This is a genomic window from Candidatus Litorirhabdus singularis (genome assembly GCF_026262625.1).
GTDB lineage: Bacteria > Pseudomonadota > Gammaproteobacteria > Pseudomonadales > Halieaceae > Litorirhabdus > Litorirhabdus singularis.
This window is the reverse complement of sequence record NZ_SHNN01000002.1, coordinates 530,072-550,475: the sequence shown is the minus strand read 5'-3', so window position 1 is coordinate 550,475 and position 20,404 is coordinate 530,072. Positions and strand designations below refer to the sequence as shown.

Annotated in this window: 14 protein-coding genes; 5 read left to right on the top strand and 9 right to left on the bottom strand. The window is 55.0% G+C overall.

The window, feature by feature from the left end; translation table 11 throughout:
- Positions 1-103: 103 nt before the first annotated feature.
- The 3 genes from EYC98_RS10805 to EYC98_RS10795 form a co-directional block, all read right to left on the bottom strand.
- The gene (locus tag EYC98_RS10805; RefSeq protein ID WP_279245356.1) at positions 104-1,276 is read right to left on the bottom strand and encodes a cation:proton antiporter domain-containing protein; all 1,173 of its coding nucleotides are present in this window, start codon (positions 1,274-1,276) and stop codon (positions 104-106) included.
- An 89-nt stretch (positions 1,277-1,365) separates the two neighbouring features.
- Positions 1,366-1,794, bottom strand: a complete 429-nt coding sequence (locus EYC98_RS10800; protein WP_279245355.1) for a DUF934 domain-containing protein — start codon at positions 1,792-1,794, stop codon at positions 1,366-1,368.
- Positions 1,778-3,445, bottom strand: coding sequence for a nitrite/sulfite reductase (locus tag EYC98_RS10795; RefSeq protein ID WP_279245354.1), 1,668 nt, complete (start codon positions 3,443-3,445; stop codon positions 1,778-1,780). The genes EYC98_RS10800 and EYC98_RS10795 overlap by 17 nt, the downstream gene beginning before the upstream one ends.
- A gap of 318 nt (positions 3,446-3,763) precedes the next feature.
- On the opposite strand from EYC98_RS10795, the gene EYC98_RS10790 reads away from it, so the two are divergent.
- Positions 3,764-3,901, top strand: a complete 138-nt coding sequence (locus tag EYC98_RS10790; protein WP_279245353.1) for a hypothetical protein — start codon at positions 3,764-3,766, stop codon at positions 3,899-3,901.
- A gap of 32 nt (positions 3,902-3,933) precedes the next feature.
- On the opposite strand, the gene EYC98_RS10785 is transcribed toward EYC98_RS10790, so the two are convergent.
- The 3 genes from EYC98_RS10785 to metH are packed head-to-tail and all read right to left on the bottom strand — an operon-like array spanning position 3,934 to position 9,198.
- Positions 3,934-4,155, bottom strand: a complete 222-nt coding sequence (locus EYC98_RS10785) for a DUF2970 domain-containing protein (RefSeq protein ID WP_279245352.1) — start codon at positions 4,153-4,155, stop codon at positions 3,934-3,936.
- A complete protein-coding gene (locus EYC98_RS10780) occupies positions 4,148-5,491 on the bottom strand; it encodes an MATE family efflux transporter (protein WP_279245351.1) in 1,344 nt (447 codons plus the stop codon). The genes EYC98_RS10785 and EYC98_RS10780 overlap by 8 nt, the downstream gene beginning before the upstream one ends.
- Before the next feature lie 5 nt (positions 5,492-5,496).
- Complete coding sequence (gene metH, locus EYC98_RS10775; protein ID WP_279245350.1) at positions 5,497-9,198, bottom strand: methionine synthase; 3,702 nt, start codon at positions 9,196-9,198, stop codon at positions 5,497-5,499.
- A gap of 171 nt (positions 9,199-9,369) precedes the next feature.
- Here metH and nfuA point away from each other — a divergent pair, with 171 nt between their 5' ends.
- Entirely contained in the window at positions 9,370-9,948 is a 579-nt protein-coding gene (gene nfuA / locus EYC98_RS10770) for a Fe-S biogenesis protein NfuA (RefSeq protein ID WP_279245349.1), read from the top strand.
- A 13-nt stretch (positions 9,949-9,961) separates the two neighbouring features.
- Here the strand turns inward: nfuA and EYC98_RS10765 are convergent, their stop codons facing one another.
- Positions 9,962-11,029: a 3-deoxy-7-phosphoheptulonate synthase gene (locus EYC98_RS10765; RefSeq protein WP_279245348.1), complete on the bottom strand. Its 1,068-nt coding sequence runs from the start codon at positions 11,027-11,029 to the stop codon at positions 9,962-9,964.
- Positions 11,030-11,130: 101 nt separating this feature from the next.
- Between EYC98_RS10765 and EYC98_RS10760 the strand changes: the two genes are divergently transcribed.
- From EYC98_RS10760 to EYC98_RS10750, 3 genes are read left to right on the top strand one after another with little or no spacing between them, the layout of a single operon-like run.
- Entirely contained in the window at positions 11,131-13,770 is a 2,640-nt protein-coding gene (locus EYC98_RS10760; protein WP_279245347.1) for a PD-(D/E)XK nuclease family protein, read from the top strand.
- Positions 13,763-17,107: a UvrD-helicase domain-containing protein gene (locus EYC98_RS10755; RefSeq protein WP_279245346.1), complete on the top strand. Its 3,345-nt coding sequence runs from the start codon at positions 13,763-13,765 to the stop codon at positions 17,105-17,107. Before EYC98_RS10760 ends, EYC98_RS10755 begins: the two co-directional genes overlap by 8 nt.
- A gap of 26 nt (positions 17,108-17,133) precedes the next feature.
- A complete protein-coding gene (locus tag EYC98_RS10750) occupies positions 17,134-18,783 on the top strand; it encodes an AMP-binding protein (protein ID WP_279245345.1) in 1,650 nt (549 codons plus the stop codon).
- A 1-nt stretch (position 18,784) separates the two neighbouring features.
- Here the strand turns inward: EYC98_RS10750 and EYC98_RS10745 are convergent, their stop codons facing one another.
- Together EYC98_RS10745 and EYC98_RS10740 are read right to left on the bottom strand one after the other, a co-directional pair.
- A complete protein-coding gene (locus EYC98_RS10745; RefSeq protein ID WP_279245344.1) occupies positions 18,785-19,285 on the bottom strand; it encodes a low molecular weight protein-tyrosine-phosphatase in 501 nt (166 codons plus the stop codon).
- The gene (locus EYC98_RS10740; RefSeq protein ID WP_279245343.1) at positions 19,282-20,403 is read right to left on the bottom strand and encodes a methyltransferase; all 1,122 of its coding nucleotides are present in this window, start codon (positions 20,401-20,403) and stop codon (positions 19,282-19,284) included. The genes EYC98_RS10745 and EYC98_RS10740 overlap by 4 nt, the downstream gene beginning before the upstream one ends.
- Position 20,404: the final 1 nt, after the last annotated feature.

Genomic DNA, 20,404 nt, shown 5'->3' with positions numbered 1-20,404 from the left:
TCCCTGTCTAGTCTCTCTTGGCAGAATGAATTAGGTCCTAGAGGGGAGGTCGGTATCAGTGGGGACGATGAGTCCCCGACTAATTTACTCGTCCTGGTCGCGGTTAATCACGACGCAAACGATCTGAAATCGCGATAGGGGTAGGGTAGTTGAGCACCACGATATAGGACGACAGCACGAAGGTGATAATTGTCGCTGCCTGGATCAGCGACGATGCCTGCTGCGAAATCAGCGCGCTACCGGCAGCCATGTACGCAATTAGCAGCGAGAACTCGGACATTTGCCCCAGACGAAAACCAAGATCCCAGGCCAGGGTGCGCTTTTCGCTGACGCCCTTGAGCAGGAACCGATAGACCACCGGCTTTAAGGCCAATGCCATCACGGCCAGAACCACCGCCGCTAGCAGTACATCACCGAGCAGCTCGATCTCAAAGCGGGCGCCGACAGAAAAGAAAAACAGGATCAAAAAGAAGTCGCGTAGCGGCTTCAGGTTGACCGCAATGTACTGAGAAATCGGACTGGTGGCGATCGTGATGCCCGCAATAAACGCACCTATCTCTGCCGACAGCCCCAGGGCAGAAGCTGCCTCGGCCAGGCCCAGGCACCAGCCAATCGCGAGTAGAAAAATGTATTCGTGAAAGCGGTCGAAGCGGGTGATCAATGGAATAATCACCCAACGCACCATGGCCAGAGCGCCACCCGCCAGCAAAGGCAGGCTGACCACCGCCAGCATCATCGCGCTGGTGCTATCTTCACTGCCACCTGCAGCGCCCAACAATAACATAAGCACCAAAATGGCCAGTAAATCCTGCAGCAACAACAGCCCTATCATCAGCTCACCGATGTGTCGGTGGTGCAGCACCGTGGTTGGTAGCAGTTTGATGCCGATAATGGTTGAGGAAAACATCATCGCAGCGCCAATGATCAGTGACTCAAAGGAAGTGTAGCCAAACAGCCACGCCACACCATATCCGGTACCGAGAAATAGCGCCGATGATATCAGCGCTATCAGAGTCGATTTGCGCAGCGTGGACCATAGCGCCTGCGGCTGCATGTCCAGACCGAGTAGAAACAGCAGAAATATGATGCCAACGTGGGCGATATCCGACAGAAGTTTGACGTCGTTCACCATATTCATACCGGAGGGCCCAAGAGCGGCGCCTAGCACAATATAAGCAATAATCAGTGGTTGCCGAGTATATAGCGCGACCGACGCCAGTACTGCAGCGCCGCTGAAAATCAGGAAAAATGAAAAAGTTACGCTGGTCGAATCCATGAGGCGACTATATCAAGAACTGTGGGCTACCGGTGTATAGATTTGCGCCGGTGCTGCGCTTACGAAGCGCCAGACACTGGTGGCTGAGATCAGCGTCGTAAAAACAGCGGCTCTGGCTGGTCCACCGCGGCCTGGTAGCTTTCACTAAAATCAGACAGGCTCGCGAGACAGGCATCAAGATCCACTTCTTCAGCAAACTGGAATGCGTTAAAACCACAGCGCTGCAAATAGAATAACTGGTCTCGAATGAAGTGGCCGGTAGCTCTTATCTCACCGGTATAGCCGCTTTCTCGCAATTCTCTGGCATAGGAAAAACAGCGGCCATCGGTAAATGCCGGAAAGAATATTGTCACCAGCCCGAGGTTAGACAGTGCGCAGGGTATAGTAGCTGGGCCTTGTCCCGGTTCCAGTTGCACCGCAACCGGCGCAGCAGGGGACTCAGGGATCTGTTCCGGCTGCAGGATCTCGCCTTGCCACTGGTCATCAACTACCCGACCATCTTTAATCAGCTTTGGCATATACAGCCTCCTTGAACGGTTCCAGGCCCACCCTGCGATAAGCATCGAGGAAGGACTCTTCCGATTGGCGCAGGCCAACAAAAGTAGTGAGTAGTTTTTCAATCACATCAGCCATATCTTCCTGTTGGAAGGAGGGTCCAAGGATTTTGCCAATGGAGGCGTCTTTGTCCTGACTGCCGCCCAGGCTTACCTGGTAAAACTCGGCGCCCTTTTTATCGACACCGAGTACGCCTATGTGACCAATATGGTGATGACCGCAGGCGTTCATACAGCCGGAAATGTTCAGGTCCAGCGGCCCCAGGTCGTAGACGTAGTCGAGGTTATCGAAGCGGTCCTGTATGGCCTCTGCTACCGGTATCGACTTGGCATTTGCCAGCGCGCAGTAATCGCCACCCGGGCAGCATATGACGTCTGTCAGATACCCAATGTTGGCAGTAGCCAGGCCCAGTGCATCCAGTTTTTGCCACAGGTCGAACAGGTGTTCCTGCTCGACGTCGGCCAGTACCAGGTTTTGCTGGTGGGTCGAACGCAGTTCACCAAAAGCGTACTGGTCGGCAAAGTCGGCCACAGCTTCCATCTGCACATCACTGATATCACCTGGCGCATAGCCGGTGGCCTTGAGAGAAATATTGACGATACGGTAGCCTGGCACGCGATGGGCGACGGTGTTGCGCGTCACCCAGTTGCCAAATTCAGGGTTCTGCTCACCTTGGGCTTTAACCGTGGCTGCCGCTGCAAGTCCATCAATCTGCTTGTAAGCCGGTTCGGTGAAAAAGCCTTTGCAGCGATCTATTTCAGCATCTGTGAGTGTGCTGGGTCCATCCTTAAGCGCTTTCCATTGTTCTTCCACATGTTCGCGGAAAGCTTCCACGCCCATGGCCTTAACCAGAATCTTAATACGCGCCTTGTACTTGTTGTCGCGCCGTCCCAGCTGGTTGTAAACGCGAAGAATGGCCTCAAGGTAGGTGATCAGGTGCTTTTTGGGCAGCCATTCACAGACCACTGAGCCAATCACAGGTGTGCGGCCGAGGCCACCACCGGCAAGCACCTTAAAGCCGATTTCCCCGCTGTCAGGGTGCGGTACCAGCTCCAGGCCAATATCGTGGGCGTGGATGGCGGCCCGGTCTGATTCGGTGCCGCACACTGCAATTTTGAATTTACGCGGCAGAAATGCAAACTCGGGGTGGAAGGTGGACCACTGCCGAATGATTTCGCACCATGGCCTTGGATCTTCCAACTCGTCAACAGCAACCCCGGCGAACTGATCGGTGGTGGTGTTGCGTATGCAGTTACCGCTGGTTTGTACGGCATGCATCTGCACACTGGCCAATTCAGCCAGAATGTCAGGAACATCGGCCAGTTCTGGCCAGTTCAGCTGCACGTTCTGACGGGTGCTGATGTGAGCATAGCCCTTGTCGAAATTGCGGCTGATTTCAGCCAGTTTACGCAGTTGCGCACTGTTCATCATGCCGTAGGGCACGGCGATGCGCAGCATAGGCGCCAGGCGCTGCACGTACAGCCCGTTCTGCAGTCGCAGTGGCAAGAAATGTTCTTCGGCTATGTCTCCGGCCAGAAAGCGTTGTGTCTGGTCCCGAAACTGCGCTACCCGCTCATCAATGATGCGCTGGTCCACTTGATCGTATACGTACATGGAAAATCCGACGGCTTGGAAAGGGCGCTACCATACCAGAAATCATGGGTGCCGAAAACGCATTCTTTCATCTGTGCAGAGAACTCTCACGCAGCGCTACCGGGCTAAGACTTAGCTCAGCTGCTCAGAACATTAATCAATAGAAACAATAAGATACAAGAGCTATCTTAGCCGGGAATAAGGGTGGCCAGAAGGGCGGGGCAGCGCCGCAAACCGCTATTGTCACGCCCGCACCGCAAGCGTAAACGCGAGGACTGGAACATAACCGGAATAGCGGTATAATGCGGCGCCTTGGAGCACCTCACACTAGGAGAGAACATGTCCGATAACGCCCCTGCACCTCAAGCCGAAGAAAAAGACCCTACTGATGGCAGCGCTGATGCAATCGCCGTAGTTGCGGTTATGACCATTGTCATCGGCACCTTGTGCTTCTGGCTCGCGGGAATGCCTTCCTGATATCTTCCGGGCGGCGCTTAAGTCGCCTGTCTCTAGCGGGCGTTGTCCAGAATGAGCTTAACCAGCAGATACATCCCGCCGACAAATAACACCGTAGCAATAATGCCGGTGGCGATGAAGTGGATCGCCTTACCGTCCTGAAAATCCCGTTCCCGGTTTTTACTCGACTGCACACCAAATGCAGCGGCCAGGGTACTGCCGACATAGCTCAGCGGGTTAAGGCTTTTTTTCGGAGCTTGCTCTGAATCACTCATTGTTAGTTGCTACCTGAAGACTTCTCGTAGGCGCCCAGTTACGGCGTTGCCAGAGCAGTGTATAAATTGTTGCAGCGGCCACGCGCTCTACCAGTTGCACGCACCACATACCCAGTAGGCCGTAGCCCAAATAAATGCCCACCAGCGCTGCCAACGGCAGCCCGATGCACCATTGCATAGCCGTCGAGTATACCATTACCTGTCTGGCTTGACCGGCTCCCAGTAAGGACTGGCTAAGGACCATGCTCACTGCCTGCAAGACCGCGCTGATGCCGGTAATGCGTAGCGGCAGAGTAGCCGGCTCCACCAGTTCCTGTGGCAGAAACAAGCTCAATATGGAAGTCGGAAACAACCATAAGGGAATCCCCAGTACCGCCATTAACACGGCTGTCAATTTTACCGTATCCCAGCCCCAGCGGTGAGCATCATCGGGTTGTTCGCGACCCAAGGCCTGACTCACCAAAGTAGTGGCGGCCATACCAAGACCATTGCCGGGCAGAATGATAAACAGGGAAATATTGATAATGGCGTGTCCGATTGCCAGCGCTGCAACATCAATACGGGCGAGTAGGGCGAAATAGACCAACATGCCAGCGGCAATAAAGACCTGCTGCAGGCCGTTGGGCACAGAGAGGCGCAGTATGTCCCTTGAAATTGCCTGATCGGGCAGCGCTTTGAAGAGTAACTCGCCATGTCGGCTATAGCGGGTCAGCAGCGTATAGCCGACCGCCCCCAATGACACTGATAATGTGGTGCCAAGCCCGGAGCCGGCTGCGCCCATCTGCGGAAAACCGAAGGCGCCGAAGATCAGGCAGTAGGAAAATCCGAAATTGGCCAGTTGCACCAACAGCACCATACGAATAAACACTTTGACTTGCCGAATACCGGTCCAGTATCCACGGTAGGTGAAGTTGATGGCTATTGCGGTCAGACCCAGTGAGCGCCAGCCAAAGTACTCTATGGCAATTTCTCCAACGCGCATATCATCGGATAGATTAGCCAGCAAAGGCGCGCCAAAATAACAGGCAAAAGTTAGTGCCAGACCGCCTACCACAGCCATAAGCAGACCGCTATTGAGGGCTTTGAAAGCGGTCTGACTGTCGCCGGCGCCGATGTTGCGCGCAACCACTGTTTGCACGCCAACCGACAGGCCCAGCACCAATGCCAGTGCAAAGTAGCTGGCATAGCCACCCAGCCCGACAGCGGCTAGGGCACTGGCGTCGTCTAGTGCCGCCACCATTGCGGTATCAACCAGCGTGAGCAGACTCTGCGACAGCATGGCCGCAGTAATCGGTAAACCCAGTGTGAGAATCTGTCCGGAGCGGGACTCAGGCACCCTGACTACACGGCCTGATAATCTAGATTCGGTCTCAACCAGCGTTCTACTTGATCTATCGGTACGCCTTTGCGCTGTGCCATCTGCTCTACCTGATCGCGGCCAATCTTGCCGATAGCAAAGTAGGTTGAATCCGGGTGTGAGTAATAGAAACCGGATACAGAGGAGGCGGGCAGCATGGCGAAGCTTTCCGTAAGGCTAACGCCAGTTTTTGGCTCTGCGTCTAACAATTGGAACAGGGTTTCTTTCTCGGTGTGATCCGGGCAGGCGGGGTAGCCGGGAGCCGGACGAATACCCTGATAGCGCTCGCGAATCAGATCTTCGTTGCTCCACGTTTCGCTGGCGGCGTAGCCCCAGTATTCCTTGCGAACCTTACGATGCATGGTCTCTGCGAAGGCTTCTGCAAGACGATCAGCCAGGGCTTTAAGTAGAATAGAATTGTAATCGTCATGCTCGGCCTCAAAGGCTGCGACGCGCTCATCGATACCGACGCCGGTGGTGACGACAAAGCCGCCCACATAGTCTTTGACCCCGGTCTCGGCGGGCGCCACAAAATCGGCCAGGCTGTAATTGGCCGTCCCGTTCGCTTTGGCCATCTGCTGACGCAGGTGGTGTAAGGTAGCCAGCGTTTCACTGCGGTCTTCGTTGGTGTAGACCTCAATATCATCACCGTTAACCTGAGCCGCAGGCCAGAAGCCAATGGCCGCATTGGCAGTCAGCCAGCGCTCATCGATGATGCGTTTCAGCATCGCCTGGGCGTCGCTGAATAATTGCGTGGCAGCTTCGCCCACGACTTCATCGGTAAGGATCGCCGGGTATTTGCCGGCCAGCTCCCACGTAATGAAGAACGGGGTCCAGTCGATATTGTCGACCAGATCCTGCAGGGGATAGTCTTTAAACTCACGCACACCCAGAAAAGAAGGAACCGGTGGCTGGTAGTTGCCCCAGTCAGGTTTGAAACCACGACTCAGTGCTTCCTTATAAGGCAGACGTTCTGCCTTAGGCTTGCGTTTTGCTGTGCGCACGCGCACCACTTCATAATCAGCTTGGGTTTTCTCAACGAAAGCTTGTTTGTTGTCACTCACCAATTGGGTAGCTACCGACACGCTGCGAGACGCGTCGGGAACATAAATAGTAGCTTCAGCGTTATAGACCGGTTCAATCTTTACGGCGGTATGGGCCTTTGAAGTGGTCGCTCCACCAATCATCAGTGGCAGCGCAAAACCCTGTCTCTGCAGCTCACTGGCAACATGCACCATCTCGTCCAGCGACGGGGTTATCAAACCGCTGAGCCCGATAATATCGACGTTCTCTGCTTTGGCCACGCGCAGGATTTCGTCGCAAGACACCATCACCCCGAGATCGATAACTTCGAAATTGTTGCACTGCAAGACCACGCCGACAATGTTTTTGCCAATGTCATGCACGTCACCTTTCACAGTGGCCATGAGGATTTTGCCGTTCGAGCTATTGTCTTCGTCCTTCTCATCTTCGATGTAAGGCTGTAAGTAGGCTACGGCCTGCTTCATAACACGGGCGCTCTTGACTACCTGCGGCAGAAACATCTTTCCTTCACCAAACAGGTCGCCAACGACGTTCATGCCATCCATTAGCGGGCCTTCGATCACTTCGATAGGGCGGGTGGCCTCCAGTCTCGCCGCTTCGGCGTCTTCCAGAATATAGGTGTTGATACCCTTAACCAGAGCGTGTTCCAGACGTTTTTTGACCGACTCTTCGCGCCAGCTCAAATCCTCTTTGCGTGCCGCCGTGGTGCCATCACCGCGGTAGCGTTCAGCGAGATCCAGCAAACGTTCGGTGCCGTCTTCGCGGCGATTCAGGATGATGTCCTCAACAGCCTCGCGCAACTCCGGATCCAATTCATCGTAAACCGCAAGTTGAGCGGCGTTAACAATACCCATGGATAAGCCTGAACGAATGGCGTGATAAAGGAATACCGAGTGTATTGCCTCGCGCACCGGGTTGTTGCCACGGAACGAAAACGAGACATTACTGACGCCACCAGAAATCTGCGCGCCGGGGCATTGCTCGCGAATCACGGCCGCAGCCTCGATAAAGTCGACGGCGTAATTGTTGTGCTCTTCAATGCCCGTGGCGACAGCAAAGATATTGGGGTCAAAAATAATATCGTTGCAGTTAAAGCCAACCTGATTCACCAGGATGTCATAGCTGCGCTTACAAATTTCAATTTTGCGCGCGGCAGTATCGGCCTGACCGTCTTCGTCAAATGCCATCACCACAACAGCAGCGCCGTAGCGGCGGCAGAGACGGGCCTGGGCCATAAACTGCGCTTCCCCTTCTTTCATCGAAATGGAATTGACGACAGCCTTACCCTGCACGCACTTGAGGCCGGCTTCAATGATGTCCCATTTGGAGGAGTCGATCATCACCGGCACTTTGCTGATATCGGGTTCGCCAGCAATCAGGTTGAGGAAGGTCACCATGGCGCCCTTAGAATCCAGCATGCCCTCATCCATGTTGATATCGATGATCTGGGCGCCGTCTTCTACCTGCTCACGGGCGACGTCCAGCGCGGTGGCAAGATCGTCCTCAATAATCAGGCGCTTGAAGCGCGCTGAGCCGGTCACGTTACAGCGTTCACCGATGTTAACGAAGAGAGAATCCGCATCAATATTGAACGGTTCCAGGCCGCTGAGGCGGCAGGCAGGGATGGGAGTGGGTATAGCTCTTGGGGCGATACCATCAACAGCGGCGGCAATAGCCTCAATATGAGCCGGCGAGGTGCCACAACAGCCGCCTACCAGATTTAAAAATCCGCGCTCGGCAAATTCACGAAGTTCGGCATGCATCTGTTCCGGTGATTCATCGTAATCACCAAACGCGTTGGGCAGGCCGGCGTTGAAGTGACCACTGAAATAACAGTCCGCGGCGTTAGCCAACTCCTCGGCAAAGGGGCGCACTTCCTGAAAGCGTCGGCCGCAGTTGGTGCCGACAATCAATGGCTTGGCGTGTGCAATGGCGTTCCAGAATGCCTCTGGTGTCTGCCCGGACAGAATACGTCCGCTGATATCAGGGAAGGTCACAGAGATCATTATCGGTAACTCAATGCCGAGTTCCTCAAACACGCCTTGAATGGCGAAGATGGCGGCCTTGGCGTTGAGTGTATCGAAAATGGTCTCGATCATGATGATGTCGGAGCCGCCTTCGATTAAGGCTCGAGTAGCGACGCTGTAGTCAGCGACCAGCGTGTCATAGTCGATATTACGAGCTGCCGGGTTGTTAACATCAGGTGAAATAGACGCCGTTCGTGGCGTCGGTCCGATTACGCCAGCAACGTAACGAGGTTTGGAGGGATTCTCCAATGTCACCTCATCGGCGGCGCGGCGGGCGATTCGAGCTGCTTCCAGGTTGAGCTCTTCGACGATAGCCTCTAATCCATAGTCTGCCTGGGCCGTGGCTGTGGCGTTAAACGTGTTGGTTTCAATCAGGTCAGCGCCGGCGTCCAGGTAGGCGCGGTGGATGTTATGCACCACATCGGGGCGCGTCAGCGTCAGCAGGTCGTTATTGCCCTTGAGATCACTGGGATGGTCGGTGAAACGCTCACCACGATAATCCACCTCTTGCAGCTCGTAGGATTGAATCATGGTGCCAGTAGCGCCATCGATGATCAGTATGCGTTCTTCAAGGCTTGCCTGGATGCTGGGTTTGGTAACGCTAGTATTACTCATGGCCTGATTCACGTGCTCGGGAAAGGGCGCATCCTAACAGATTTAGGATCTATATCAAAATATATTGATATAGATTCGTGGGCATTTTGGCGATGATCTGCGTCATGGCTATCGCCAACGGGCGGTTTTTTGCTTAGAATACCTGAGTAAATTACTCAGGAACGTTTAGACATGGTTACCATTACTGAATCCGCTCAGGATTACCTTGCCGATCTGCTCGGCAAACAGGACGATGCGCTTGGCGTGCGGGTGTTTATAAACCAGCCGGGCACCTCCCGTGCAGAAACCTGTATTGCCTACGCTCGCGCCGACGATATCAAAGATGATGACGAGAGAGTGGAATTTGAGCGCTTTAGCGCTTTTTTCGAAGGGCATAGTCTGCCATATCTGGAAGATGCGTTGGTCGACTACTCCACCGACCGTATGGGGGGGCAGCTAACCATAAAGGCGCCTAACTCCAAAATGCCGCGAGTGGATGACAATAGCCCGATAGAAGACCGCATCAATTATGTTCTGTATAACGAAGTGAACCCTGCACTGGCGGCTCATGGCGGTGAAGTCTCTCTCATCGAAGTGACGGAGGACAAAATAGCGATTCTGCAATTTGGTGGCGGCTGTCAGGGGTGTGGCATGGTCGACGCGACGCTCAAAGGTGGAGTTGAGAAAACGCTCATGGAGCAGTTACCTCAGCTGTCAGCGGTGCGTGACATTACCGACCACACCGATCGTACTAACGCCTACTACACCTAAGCCGTCGCTTATCTCAGCGCTGGTGGAGAACCGCGCTGAGCTTTTCATGGGTCAGACGTATGGCCTGTTCTGTGGTGCCCCAGTCAATACAGCCATCAGTTATAGAGACTCCGTATTGAAGTTGTGACAAATCGTCCGGTATGGGTTGGTTGCCAGCGACAATATTACTTTCCAACATGGCACCGACGATAGACTGGTTGCCTTCCACAATCTGATTAGCGACGTTTTCCAGTACCAGCGGCTGCAACTCAGGGTCCTTATTGGAGTTGGCGTGGCTGCAATCGACCATAATATTAGGTGGCAGCTTGGCTTTTTCCAGAGCTTCTTCACACAGTCTAATGTGCACTGAATCATAGTTGGGCCCCTTAGCGCCGCCCCGCAGCACGATATGGCCGTAGCGATTACCGCGCGTCTCCATCACGGATACCTGCCCGGTATGATTGATGCCCAGAAAACGATGCGGATTGGCGACTGAATTGAGTGCGTTAACCGCCACTGTGAGTCCGCCGTCGGTACCGTTTTTAAAGCCGACCGGGCAGGATAACCCGCTGGCCATTTCCCGGTGAGTCTGGGACTCGGTAGTGCGTGCGCCAATTGCCGACCAACTGATACAGTCCTGCAGGTATTGCGGTGAAATTGGATCCAGCGCCTCTGTAGAAGTGGGTAGACCCAGTTCCAGAATATCCAGCAGCAGTTTGCGTCCTTTACGTAATCCTTCCTCTATTCTGAAAGAATCGTCAATATCGGGGTCATTGATGAGGCCTTTCCAGCCCACCGTGGTGCGCGGTTTCTCAAAATACACGCGCATCACCAGGTAGAGCGAATCTGATACTTCGTCAGCCAGTACCTTGAGACGACGTGCATAGTCCATTGCGGCATCCACATCATGGATAGAGCAAGGACCTATCACTATAAACAGCCTATGGTCTTTGCGATCCAGAATATTATTGATGGTGTTACGGCTATCGCTGAGTACTTGTGCCGCGGCCTCGGACATAACGACTTCCGATTTCAGCTGCTCCGGGGTAATCAGGACATGCTGTCTGACAACATTGACATCGTCGAGCTTGGTTTCGATCATGGGATTCCGATTTCCGCGCGTTTTACGCATTCTTAAAAAAAGGGACGCTATTCTATAGCAAAGCGGCGCGCTAGAATACTCACCTTGCCAATGAGATACCTGTGAACCCAAGATCTTCGCCCAGTTTCTACCCGATAGAGCCTCTGTTGCCCTGGCTACAGGCTGGCGTACCTGTGCTGACGCCCAATCAGCGACTGGCCCGACAGATCAAGTTGGCGTGGGGGCTGCACCTTCAGGCACAAGGCGTTCTCGGCTGGGAGACGCCAGCGGTGTATTCGCTGGAACAGTGGTGGCAGCTCAGCCTCGAGCGCCTGGACCCCTGGCAAGAGTCTGGCTTGAGCCTCGCCAGTGAGGCTCAGCAATTACACCTGTGGCAGCAATGTATTGAAGAGAATCCGGACTCTGGCGCGTTGTTACGTCCGAGAGCCGCTGCAGCGCTGGCGCGAGACGCCCACCGAAGCCTGCAGCTGTGGCAAGTTGAATGGCAGCGCGAGCCCATTATCGGAGCTTTCCGCGAACATGCTGATACAGTTCTGTTTGAGCAGTGGGCGCTGGCATTCGAGCAGAAATTGAAGTCTCTGGGTTTGATGACACTGCCGCAAATGCTGGCGCAGCAGTCGCAACTGCCTCACTGCGATGCACTGGTGTTGGTTGAATTCAACGAGTTATCCCCGCTATATAAGAAAGCGTTGGAGGCTCAGGCCTCGAAATTGCATCACCATTGTCAGCAAACCCACCCAGAACGACGCCAACTGCAGCCCTGTACCAGCCCTGAGCAGGAAATGGTGCTGGCGGCACAATGGGCACACCAGAGCTGGCAGGCTAACCCGGACTCACGTATTGGCGTCCTGTTGCCCGATATGCAGGGCCAGCGTCAGGCGCTGCAGCGGCAACTGTGCCGGGCATTTGGTTTACCGCTGAGTCGTGCCGGTGAGCTGCCGATTAACTTCTCCGGTGGCATACCCCTGGCCAGCGCACCGCCGGTCAGTGATGCCATACAGCTGCTGGATTTGGTGCAGGGGGATATTGACGTGGCAGGGCTGTGCTTGTTGTTACACAGCCGCTATTACGGACGCGATGCAGATAGCGTTATCGTACCGGTGTTAAGGCGATTGTATCGCAGGGGTCGCGCCGCTATCAGCGCCGGCCAATGGCGCTATATGGCCAGAGACCTCCGCCTGGGTGGCGCTCTGTTGGGTCTCCACGGTAGTCGCGAACTGAAACAGAAACACCGCCTGGCGCGTTGGGTAACGCTACTCCAATCCAGTTTGGCGGAGTTGGGTTGGCCCGGCGCGGGGCCTCTTGATTCGGACGAATTTCAGCAGATTGAGCAGTTTTACGTTGCACTGGAAGGGCTTACAGAGCTGGATGCTATAACCGGTGTTGTTGATTTTTCCAGCGCGCTCACACTGTTAAGGCAAGCGCTGACCGGACGCCTGTACCAGCGTCAGACGCCCAGCACCTCAATACAGGTGCTGGGATTGCTTGAGGCTGCAGGGCTGGTATTTGATAAGGTTTGGTTAGTCGGTATGGGCGGGATGCAGTGGCCGGCCGCGCCCAGCCCCAACCCCTTCATCCCTGTACCACTGCAACGCCAGCGAGAAATGCCGCATGCTGATGCCCGTCGCGAGCGTGAGTTTGCGCAGCGTTTGATGCAGCAGTTTGAATCCTGCAATGCCGAAATTTGTGCCAGCTATGTGGCACAGGAGGGCGGCATAGCATTGCGCCCGAGCGCGCTCTTGCAACACTTTGAATCATTGCCGGCTGTGCCTGAAATCAGAACCCCCGAGCTCTGGCAGGAGCAGCCACCGCTCACACTAGAGAGGCTGGAATCTGAGGTTCAGGCACCCGCCGTCGATGCTGTCGAAGCCGCACAGATTCGTGGTGGTAGCGGGCTGCTGGCTGATCAATCACAGTGTGAGTTCAGGGCCTTCGCCAACCACCGGCTTCACGTCAGACCGTTGTCGGACTTGAGTATTGGATTGACAGCTTCTGATCGCGGCAGCTTATTGCACGATGCATTGTTTCAGCTGTGGGGCGAGATTGGTGACTCCCAGGTGTTGGCCGCTACCGATGAGGCAGCCCGCGCAGCACTGTGTAAAACCGCCAGCGCTGCTGCAATTACGCGTTTTGCTGAACAACAAACAATGATAGGGCACCGTTATCTGGAGCTTGAGCAGACGCGACTTTCCGCGATGCTGCAACGCTGGCTCGAGATTGAGTCACAGCGAGAAGGCTTTACTGTTGAAGCGCGCGAGTCCGAGGTCAGTCTGGTCCTGCAAACACTCAATCTGAGCCTGCGTATAGATCGTGTCGATCGTCTGCAGGACAACAGTCTGTTGGTTGTCGATTACAAGAGCGGCGACAACAAACCCAAAGACTGGTTTGGCGAGCGTCCACGACAGCCACAGCTGCCACTGTATGCTCAGGCATTAGGCGATGAGCTGGGTGGTATTGCGTTTGCCATGCCGCCGCTGGAGGAGGTGGGGTATCGCGGAATTGCGACGCAAGAGCAGGGTGCTGGCATCGAGGGTGACTTGACTGCCGCTACCAAAAATCTGGAGCTGGCGCCGCAGAACTGGGAAGAAGCGCGGCAACACTGGCATGAGGTATTGACGCGGTTGGCAACGGAGTTTTTGGCGGGGCATGCGGCGGTTAATCCGCTGAACACCAATGACAGCTGTCGCTACTGTGGGTTGCAAGCACTCTGTCGCATTGGGCAGGTGGTAGCCGATGACTGATCAGCCGCAACGGCCTGCTGACTACCAGCAGCGGCAGCGAGCATTGGAGCCGCTGCAAAGCTTCTGCGTTACCGCACCTGCGGGTTCTGGCAAGACCGAACTGCTAATACAGCGCTACCTGACCTTGTTGGCCAGGGTGAACGATGCGCAGGAAGTGTTGGCGATAACCTTTACGCGTAAGGCTGCGGCAGAGATGCGCGAGCGCGTTTACGGGGCGCTGGAACGCGCGCACAACCTGCCGCAACCGGTGGATGCCAATGGCGCGTTGACCTGGCAGCTGGCCACGGCGGTGTTGCAGCGTGACCAGCTGCGGGATCAGCAAAAGCAGTGGCGGTTGCTAGACAATCCAGGTGTGTTCAATATCAAGACCATTGACAGCTACTGCTCCAGCTTAACTCGCCAGATGCCAGTGCTGTCGAATTTTGGGGGGCCAGTAAGCCCGGTTGATAATGCCGGCCCCTATTACCTCGAGGCGACTCAGGCGCTGCTGGATTTTCTGGAGACCGGGCATCCGCAAAGCGAGGACCTGGGTGCGCTAATGCTGCACTTCGATAACAATTGGCCGCAGCTGGAAGCTTTATTCAGCGGCATGTTGGCGAAACGCGATCAGTGGCTGCCTTTTACCGGCAGTGGTTTGCAGGACAGCGTTTCGCTGGAGGGTTTACGGCACAGTGTCAGCATCTTGATAGGCGACCATCTGCAACAGCTAGCCACATTACTGGCACCGTATGCAGGAGAGCTAAAGACGCTATTGGACTATAGCCTTAAGAATCTGCAGCACGACCCGGTTGATGCCTGGCCGCTGCCGGAGCCTTCAGAGTTAGGGCTGTGGCAGCGTTTCGCTGACTTGCTGTTAACCGGGTCCAATGGCTGGCGGCTTAAAGTAGACAAGCGCCAGGGCTTTCCCGCCGGAGCCGGGGAGCCGACTGAGTTTAAGCAGCGCCTGTATGCCTTGATCGCTGAGCTTGAGGTGCAACCGGGATTACTCGCTGAGCTATGCTTATTACGGACTCTACCAACGGCGGATCAGGGTGGCGAAGAATGGCAGTTAACTTTAGCCATGGGCCGGGTGTTACCCATTCTCGCGGCGCAGCTGACGGTGGTTTTTCAGCAGCACGGCGTGGTTGATCATGTGCAGGTAGCACTGGCTGCACAGCAGGCATTGGGCAGTGATGACAATCCGACCGAGTTGAGTATGCGTTTGGACTACACGCTGAGTCATATTTTGCTCGACGAGTTTCAAGACACCGCGGTCAATCAGTATACGCTGGTTCAGCGTCTGACCCGGGGCTGGCTTGAGCACAATGAGGCCAACCCCGATAACCCGCGTACGTTCTTTATAGTCGGTGATGGCATGCAGTCGATTTACGGCTTCAGAGACGCCAATGTTGGGCTGTTTATGAGTGCGCGTGAAGCGGGCTTTAACGGTGTCAGACCAGAGCTATTGGAGCTGTCTGCTAATTTCCGCAGTGAGGCACCGTTGGTTGAGTGGGTGAACGATAGTTTTAGACAGGCGTTCCCCGACCAAGACAATTTGCCGCGCTGCGAGATTGCCTTTTCCCCGGCGCATGCGCAAAAAGCCAACGGCGCTCAGGCTCAGGTATTGCTGCGCGCATTTGACCTTGATGATGATCCGCAGCGGCTGGCAGAGTCACAGGACATCGTTGCACTTTTGCAGGCAGGGCTGGCCGATCCCGAGTGTGAATCATTGGCGGTGCTGGTGCGCAGTCGCAGTCATCTGATACCGATAATCCGCGCACTAAAATTGGCTGGCATACCCTGGCATGCCGAAGAGATTGACGCACTGGCAAAATCTGCGGTGGTTATCGATTTACTCAATCTCTGCGACGCCGTTCACAACAGCGCCGATGATGTTGCATGGGCGGCTTTGTTACGCGGACCGTGGTGCGGTCTTAGTCTGTCAGACATGCATATTGTTGCAAGCAATGTGGGTGGTGACAATTGGTGGCAGGCCATTCTCACACTGACTGACGGTAGCAACGGGCTGCTCAGCGATGTGGGGCAGACTCAGCTCGATTTTTTGGTGGCACAAATGGCCCCTGCGCTTGTGCGGCGTCAGCAGCAACCACTGCAGTACTTGCTGGAAGAGTTATGGTTAGCGCTGGGTGGGCCTCAGATAGCAGCTGCCTGCGGCGAGCTGGAAGACGCCGCCGCCCTATTTGCACTGTTGGGTACGCTCGATAGCGGCGGCGGAGTGTATGACCGCCAACTATTATTGGAGCGCGTGGCCAGGCTTTACGCGCCTGGTACAAATGCCGATAGCAAGCTGCAGTTGATGACGCTGCACAAATCCAAAGGCCTTGAATTCGACTGGGTGGTGATTCCCGCGCTGGAACGAGGCACGGCGGCGGACAAGCGTCAGATGTTGCTTTGGAACGAATATCATAGCAGCGACTTGCGTACCGCATTTTTGCTGGCCATGGATGATCGCAAGAAAACTCAGGGCAGCCTCTATCAGTTTTTGCGTGATGACCAGGCGCGCAAGCAACGCCTTGAGGCAACTCGCCTGCTTTATGTCGGGTGCACGCGCGCGATTTCCCGTCTCTATTTGAGTGCAGGAATCAAACTCGATGCTAAAGCTGAGGCTTGGAAAGAGCCGGGCGACGGCTCGCTGCTGCACTCGTTGTGGCCGGTGTTTAGCGCACAAGCCAAGCTGTTAGCGGTAGCGGGGCCCATAGAGAGTCCTGAGCCAATACCAGCGGACCTGCGGCTCAGGTTAATACAGCCGTTGTCGCAACCGCCGGCAGTGATGCCAGCTAATACCGAGGCCAATATTCCGGCTATTCCTGGCAACCCCATGCATCGCCACGTTGGCACGATGGTGCATGTGAGTCTGCAGCGATTGTCGGCTCTGGACAGTACTGAGCTGGCCAACTTTGACAGCTCAGCTTACGATGCCTGGTGGCAGACACAGTTACAGCAACTGGGCGTCGACAGGGCTGATCTGTCGGAGGCTTGTGCTCTAGTGCAGCAGTCAGTGAATAACGTATTGGGTGATTCACGCGGACGTCATATCGTCAGTTCAGAGCGAGAGCAGGCGCAAAGTGAATACGCGATCAGCTCACTGCGCAGCGACGGCCGCCTTGCTGAGTACATTGTCGACCGGACTTATCTGGAAGACGGCGTGCGCTGGATTATTGATTATAAGAGCTCAAGTCCTGCAGTCGGTGAAACGCTCGAGGATTTTTGTCGTCGCGAGTCAGATCGTTATGCCCAGCAATTGACTGCCTACGCGCAGAATTTAGCGGCAATTGATAACAAGCCAGTTAAATGTGCGCTATATTTCACTCTCATAGCGCACTGGCTGCCTTTGTAATTACAACCATAATAAGAGAGATGCAAATGTTTGATACCCTGAATGCTTACCTGCAACACTGGAACGATAATCACCCCGATGACATTTGGCTGCGGGACCGGCAGGGCGATGAATTTAGCGACTGGAGCTGGAGTCAATGCCATGCGGAAGTGCAAGCTCTGGCGGCGGCATTGGAACAGCGTTTCCCACAGCGGGCAGTAAACCTTGGTATTTTGTCGCGCAACCGTGCGCATTGGGTGATGACTGACCTGGGCATTGCTGCCTCGGGTAACGTGGTAATCCCCATGTTCACTACGTTGCCTAAAGATACCGCTGAATATGTCATGGACTTTACTGACATGCAGTTGCTGTTTGTCGGTGAGACCGAAAACTGGGAGGCCGTTTCCGAGGTTCTGCCAGCAAATATTCAGCTGGTGTGTTTTCCCGGCGTCGAGGTGCCGCAACCGCACCTGACCTGGGAGGAATTGGTGGGTCCTTTCCGCGGCAAAAGCGCGGACCACGAACCGACACCAGGAGAGGTGTTTTCCATCGTCTTTACCTCGGGTACGACCGGTGTTCCCAAGGGCGTCATGCAGACCCACGATTCTTTTGTTATTCCTATCACCCGTTTTTTGAAACCTTTTGGCATCAGGGATGCCGGACGTTATTTCTCCTATCTGCCGCTTTCACATATCGCCGAACGCCAGTTGATCTCGGGCGTGTCGCTGATGACCAGAGGCACTGTTAACTTCAATGAGTCGCTGCCTACGCTAGTGCGCGATCTAGGTGACGCCAGACCGCACTTTATGTTTGGTCCGCCACGGGTTTGGGAGCAGATACAGCAGATGATTATCGGCGGATTTGGTTCGCAGGAAGCTGTCGATAAAGCGCTGGAAGATGACGCTGAGGGAACCGGCGCTACCGTGCGCAATATGCTGGGACTGAATGAGGCAGATTACCTGCTGACTGCAGCTGCACCCACGCCGCCCGCGCTGATCCACTGGTTCGAACGGTTTGGGCTGGTGCTGATGGAAGGTTTTGGCCAGACCGAGGCCATGGGGCTCATTGCCAACTCCAACGAGAGCCGCAAAATTGGATCCATCGGTTTACCCATTGAAGGGGTAGAGGTACGTCTCAGTGCGGAAGATGAATTACAGATTCGCGCCACTGGATGCGCAGTCGGCTATTACAACAGTCCCGAAAAAACTGCAGAAACTTTTGTCGATGGATGGGTGCACACTGGTGATAAAGTGCGAGTCGATGAAGACGGCTTTATTTTTATAACCGGCCGCGTCAAAGACTACTTCAAAACCATTCAGGGGAAGTTTGTGGCGCCGCCGCCAATTGAAGCGATTTTCTCAGACAATCCGCATACCGAACAACAGTGCTTGCTGGGTAGAGGCTACTCCAAGACAGCCATGGTGTGTGTACTGAGTGCGCTGGCCCAAGAGACCGATCGTGCCAAAGTAGAAGCTGATCTGCGTGCTGTTGTGGAGCAAGTAAATAGTGAGATTGAGCATCATGCCCGCATTGGCACGTTGCTAATTTCCTGTGATCCCTGGACCATCGAGAACGCGATGCTGACGCCAACCTTGAAAATAAGGCGTGAACAGGTGGAGCAGGCCTTCGGCGAACAGGCGCAAGCTCTGGCGCATCAGGCCGCGGTGGAAGGTCAGCTGATTATTAAGTGGGTCTAAGTCATACGCCGGCGCGTTGGCCGATAACATCCAGCAGGTCGTCGATGGCAGACTCCAGCGTCACGATGACCTTATCGAAAGCCTCTGTGCCGGCGTAATAGGGGTCGGCTATTTGGCTGTGCGTGGCGCGCTTGGCATAGTGCATGAGTAGTCCTATGTCGCCGCCGTAGCCACCCGGTGCCCAGGCTTTGACGCTACTAAGATTAACTCTATCCATTGCAACAATGTAGTGATTGCTGGCGTAGTCTTCTGGTGCTATCTGGCGGGCTATCTGGTGTGAAATATCATAACCGGCGCGCCCGGCAGCGGCTATGGCCCGCGGGTCGGGATGTTTACCAATGTTGAATGCAGCGGTGCCGGTTGAATCAACACGCACCCATTGCTGCCACCCGCGCTGCTCTACCTTGCTGCGACAGATACCCTCGGCGCTGGGAGAGCGACAGATATTGCCCAGGCACACAAACATAATGCCCACGACCGAATCGGTTGGTACGTCACTCATTTTGCCACCGCCCGGTAGATTATAAATTTGTTGTTGCGCGCTACCTGTTCGACACTGGCGAACTCGCGAGTCAGGCTGTCGACATAGCGTAAGTGCCGATTGGCGACCAACCATAACTCGCCGCCGCTAGTCAGCGCGGAGGCACACTGGCTCAGTAGCCGACGGCCAATCCAGTCATCGACCAGATGGCCCTGATGAAAAGGTGGGTTGCAGAGCACCAGATCTGGTGCAGGCAACTGCTGCGGGTAGTCCAGCAAGCCATCACTGTGCAGAAAGTGACACCGAGTGCTGGCGTTCTGCAGTCGCTCGGTATTGCGCTGCGCTGATTGCAGCGCAAGACGCGACTCGTCGATAAATATGACGTCATCGGGTGGCGTTTGCGACGCAGTCATCGCCACCAGGCCCAGCAAGCCGTTACCGCAGCCTAAATCAACCACCGTGCGTGCATTAGGCCACGATCGTGCCTGTTCCAGTAGAAAGCGACTGCCTATATCCAGTTGCTGGCGACTGAACACGTTGACGGCGGTGTCTAATGGCTGTTCCAACTGATCAATGGAATAGCTTAAAAAAAACGGCTCTACTGCGCTAAGCGTGGAGTCGATAAGCGTACTGAAAAGGCGCGCCTTACGGCTGCCCCGATGCCGTTCTGTCGGCCCCAGGTATTGCTCCAAAACTTCAGCGCAACCTCGCGGCAAGTGTTTATCCATACCCGCACATAATACCGGCGTGCCGGCTGGGAGATGCTCACGTAGCCATTGTAACTGCCAACGTAGCAGTGAAAGCTGCTTGGGAATGCGCAGCAACACTGCCGAGTATCTGGCATCCAGCTCATTTTCAGCATCAATAAAATGCCCAAGAGTCACATCATTCAGCGCGGCATTTTGGGCGATCGCGATTTGGCTGAGTCTGGAGTCTGTCCAGATAGCACTACCGGCCAGGGGTATGCTAAGCGCACCGTGTTCGTCATTAACGGTGATGATTTGCTTTGCCTCGAAGACGCCGCGGGCCGCCAATGCCTCAAGTAGCAACATGTCGGCCCCATTCCACGCCTGCAATTGTGCGGCGGGAGGACGCGGATAGCGCTGCAGTTGAAAGCTGCCAAATGGTGTCTGTAGCATC

Bases quoted from the DNA above. Each gene is read 5' to 3' on its own strand.
- EYC98_RS10795 (WP_279245354.1), bottom strand. From the start codon at position 3,445: ATGTACGTATACGATCAAGTGGACCAGCGCATCATTGATGAGCGGGTA.
- EYC98_RS10750 (WP_279245345.1), top strand. From the start codon at position 17,134: ATGTTTGATACCCTGAATGCTTACCTGCAACACTGGAACGATAATCAC.
- EYC98_RS10765 (WP_279245348.1), bottom strand. From the start codon at position 11,029: ATGATCGAAACCAAGCTCGACGATGTCAATGTTGTCAGACAGCATGTC.
- EYC98_RS10805 (WP_279245356.1), bottom strand. From the start codon at position 1,276: ATGGATTCGACCAGCGTAACTTTTTCATTTTTCCTGATTTTCAGCGGC.
- metH (WP_279245350.1), bottom strand. From the start codon at position 9,198: ATGAGTAATACTAGCGTTACCAAACCCAGCATCCAGGCAAGCCTTGAA.
- EYC98_RS10785 (WP_279245352.1), bottom strand. From the start codon at position 4,155: ATGAGTGATTCAGAGCAAGCTCCGAAAAAAAGCCTTAACCCGCTGAGC.
- EYC98_RS10740 (WP_279245343.1), bottom strand. From the start codon at position 20,403: ATGCTACAGACACCATTTGGCAGCTTTCAACTGCAGCGCTATCCGCGT.
- EYC98_RS10745 (WP_279245344.1), bottom strand. From the start codon at position 19,285: ATGAGTGACGTACCAACCGATTCGGTCGTGGGCATTATGTTTGTGTGC.
- nfuA (WP_279245349.1), top strand. From the start codon at position 9,370: ATGGTTACCATTACTGAATCCGCTCAGGATTACCTTGCCGATCTGCTC.
- EYC98_RS10800 (WP_279245355.1), bottom strand. From the start codon at position 1,794: ATGCCAAAGCTGATTAAAGATGGTCGGGTAGTTGATGACCAGTGGCAA.
- EYC98_RS10790 (WP_279245353.1), top strand. From the start codon at position 3,764: ATGTCCGATAACGCCCCTGCACCTCAAGCCGAAGAAAAAGACCCTACT.
- EYC98_RS10755 (WP_279245346.1), top strand. From the start codon at position 13,763: ATGACTGATCAGCCGCAACGGCCTGCTGACTACCAGCAGCGGCAGCGA.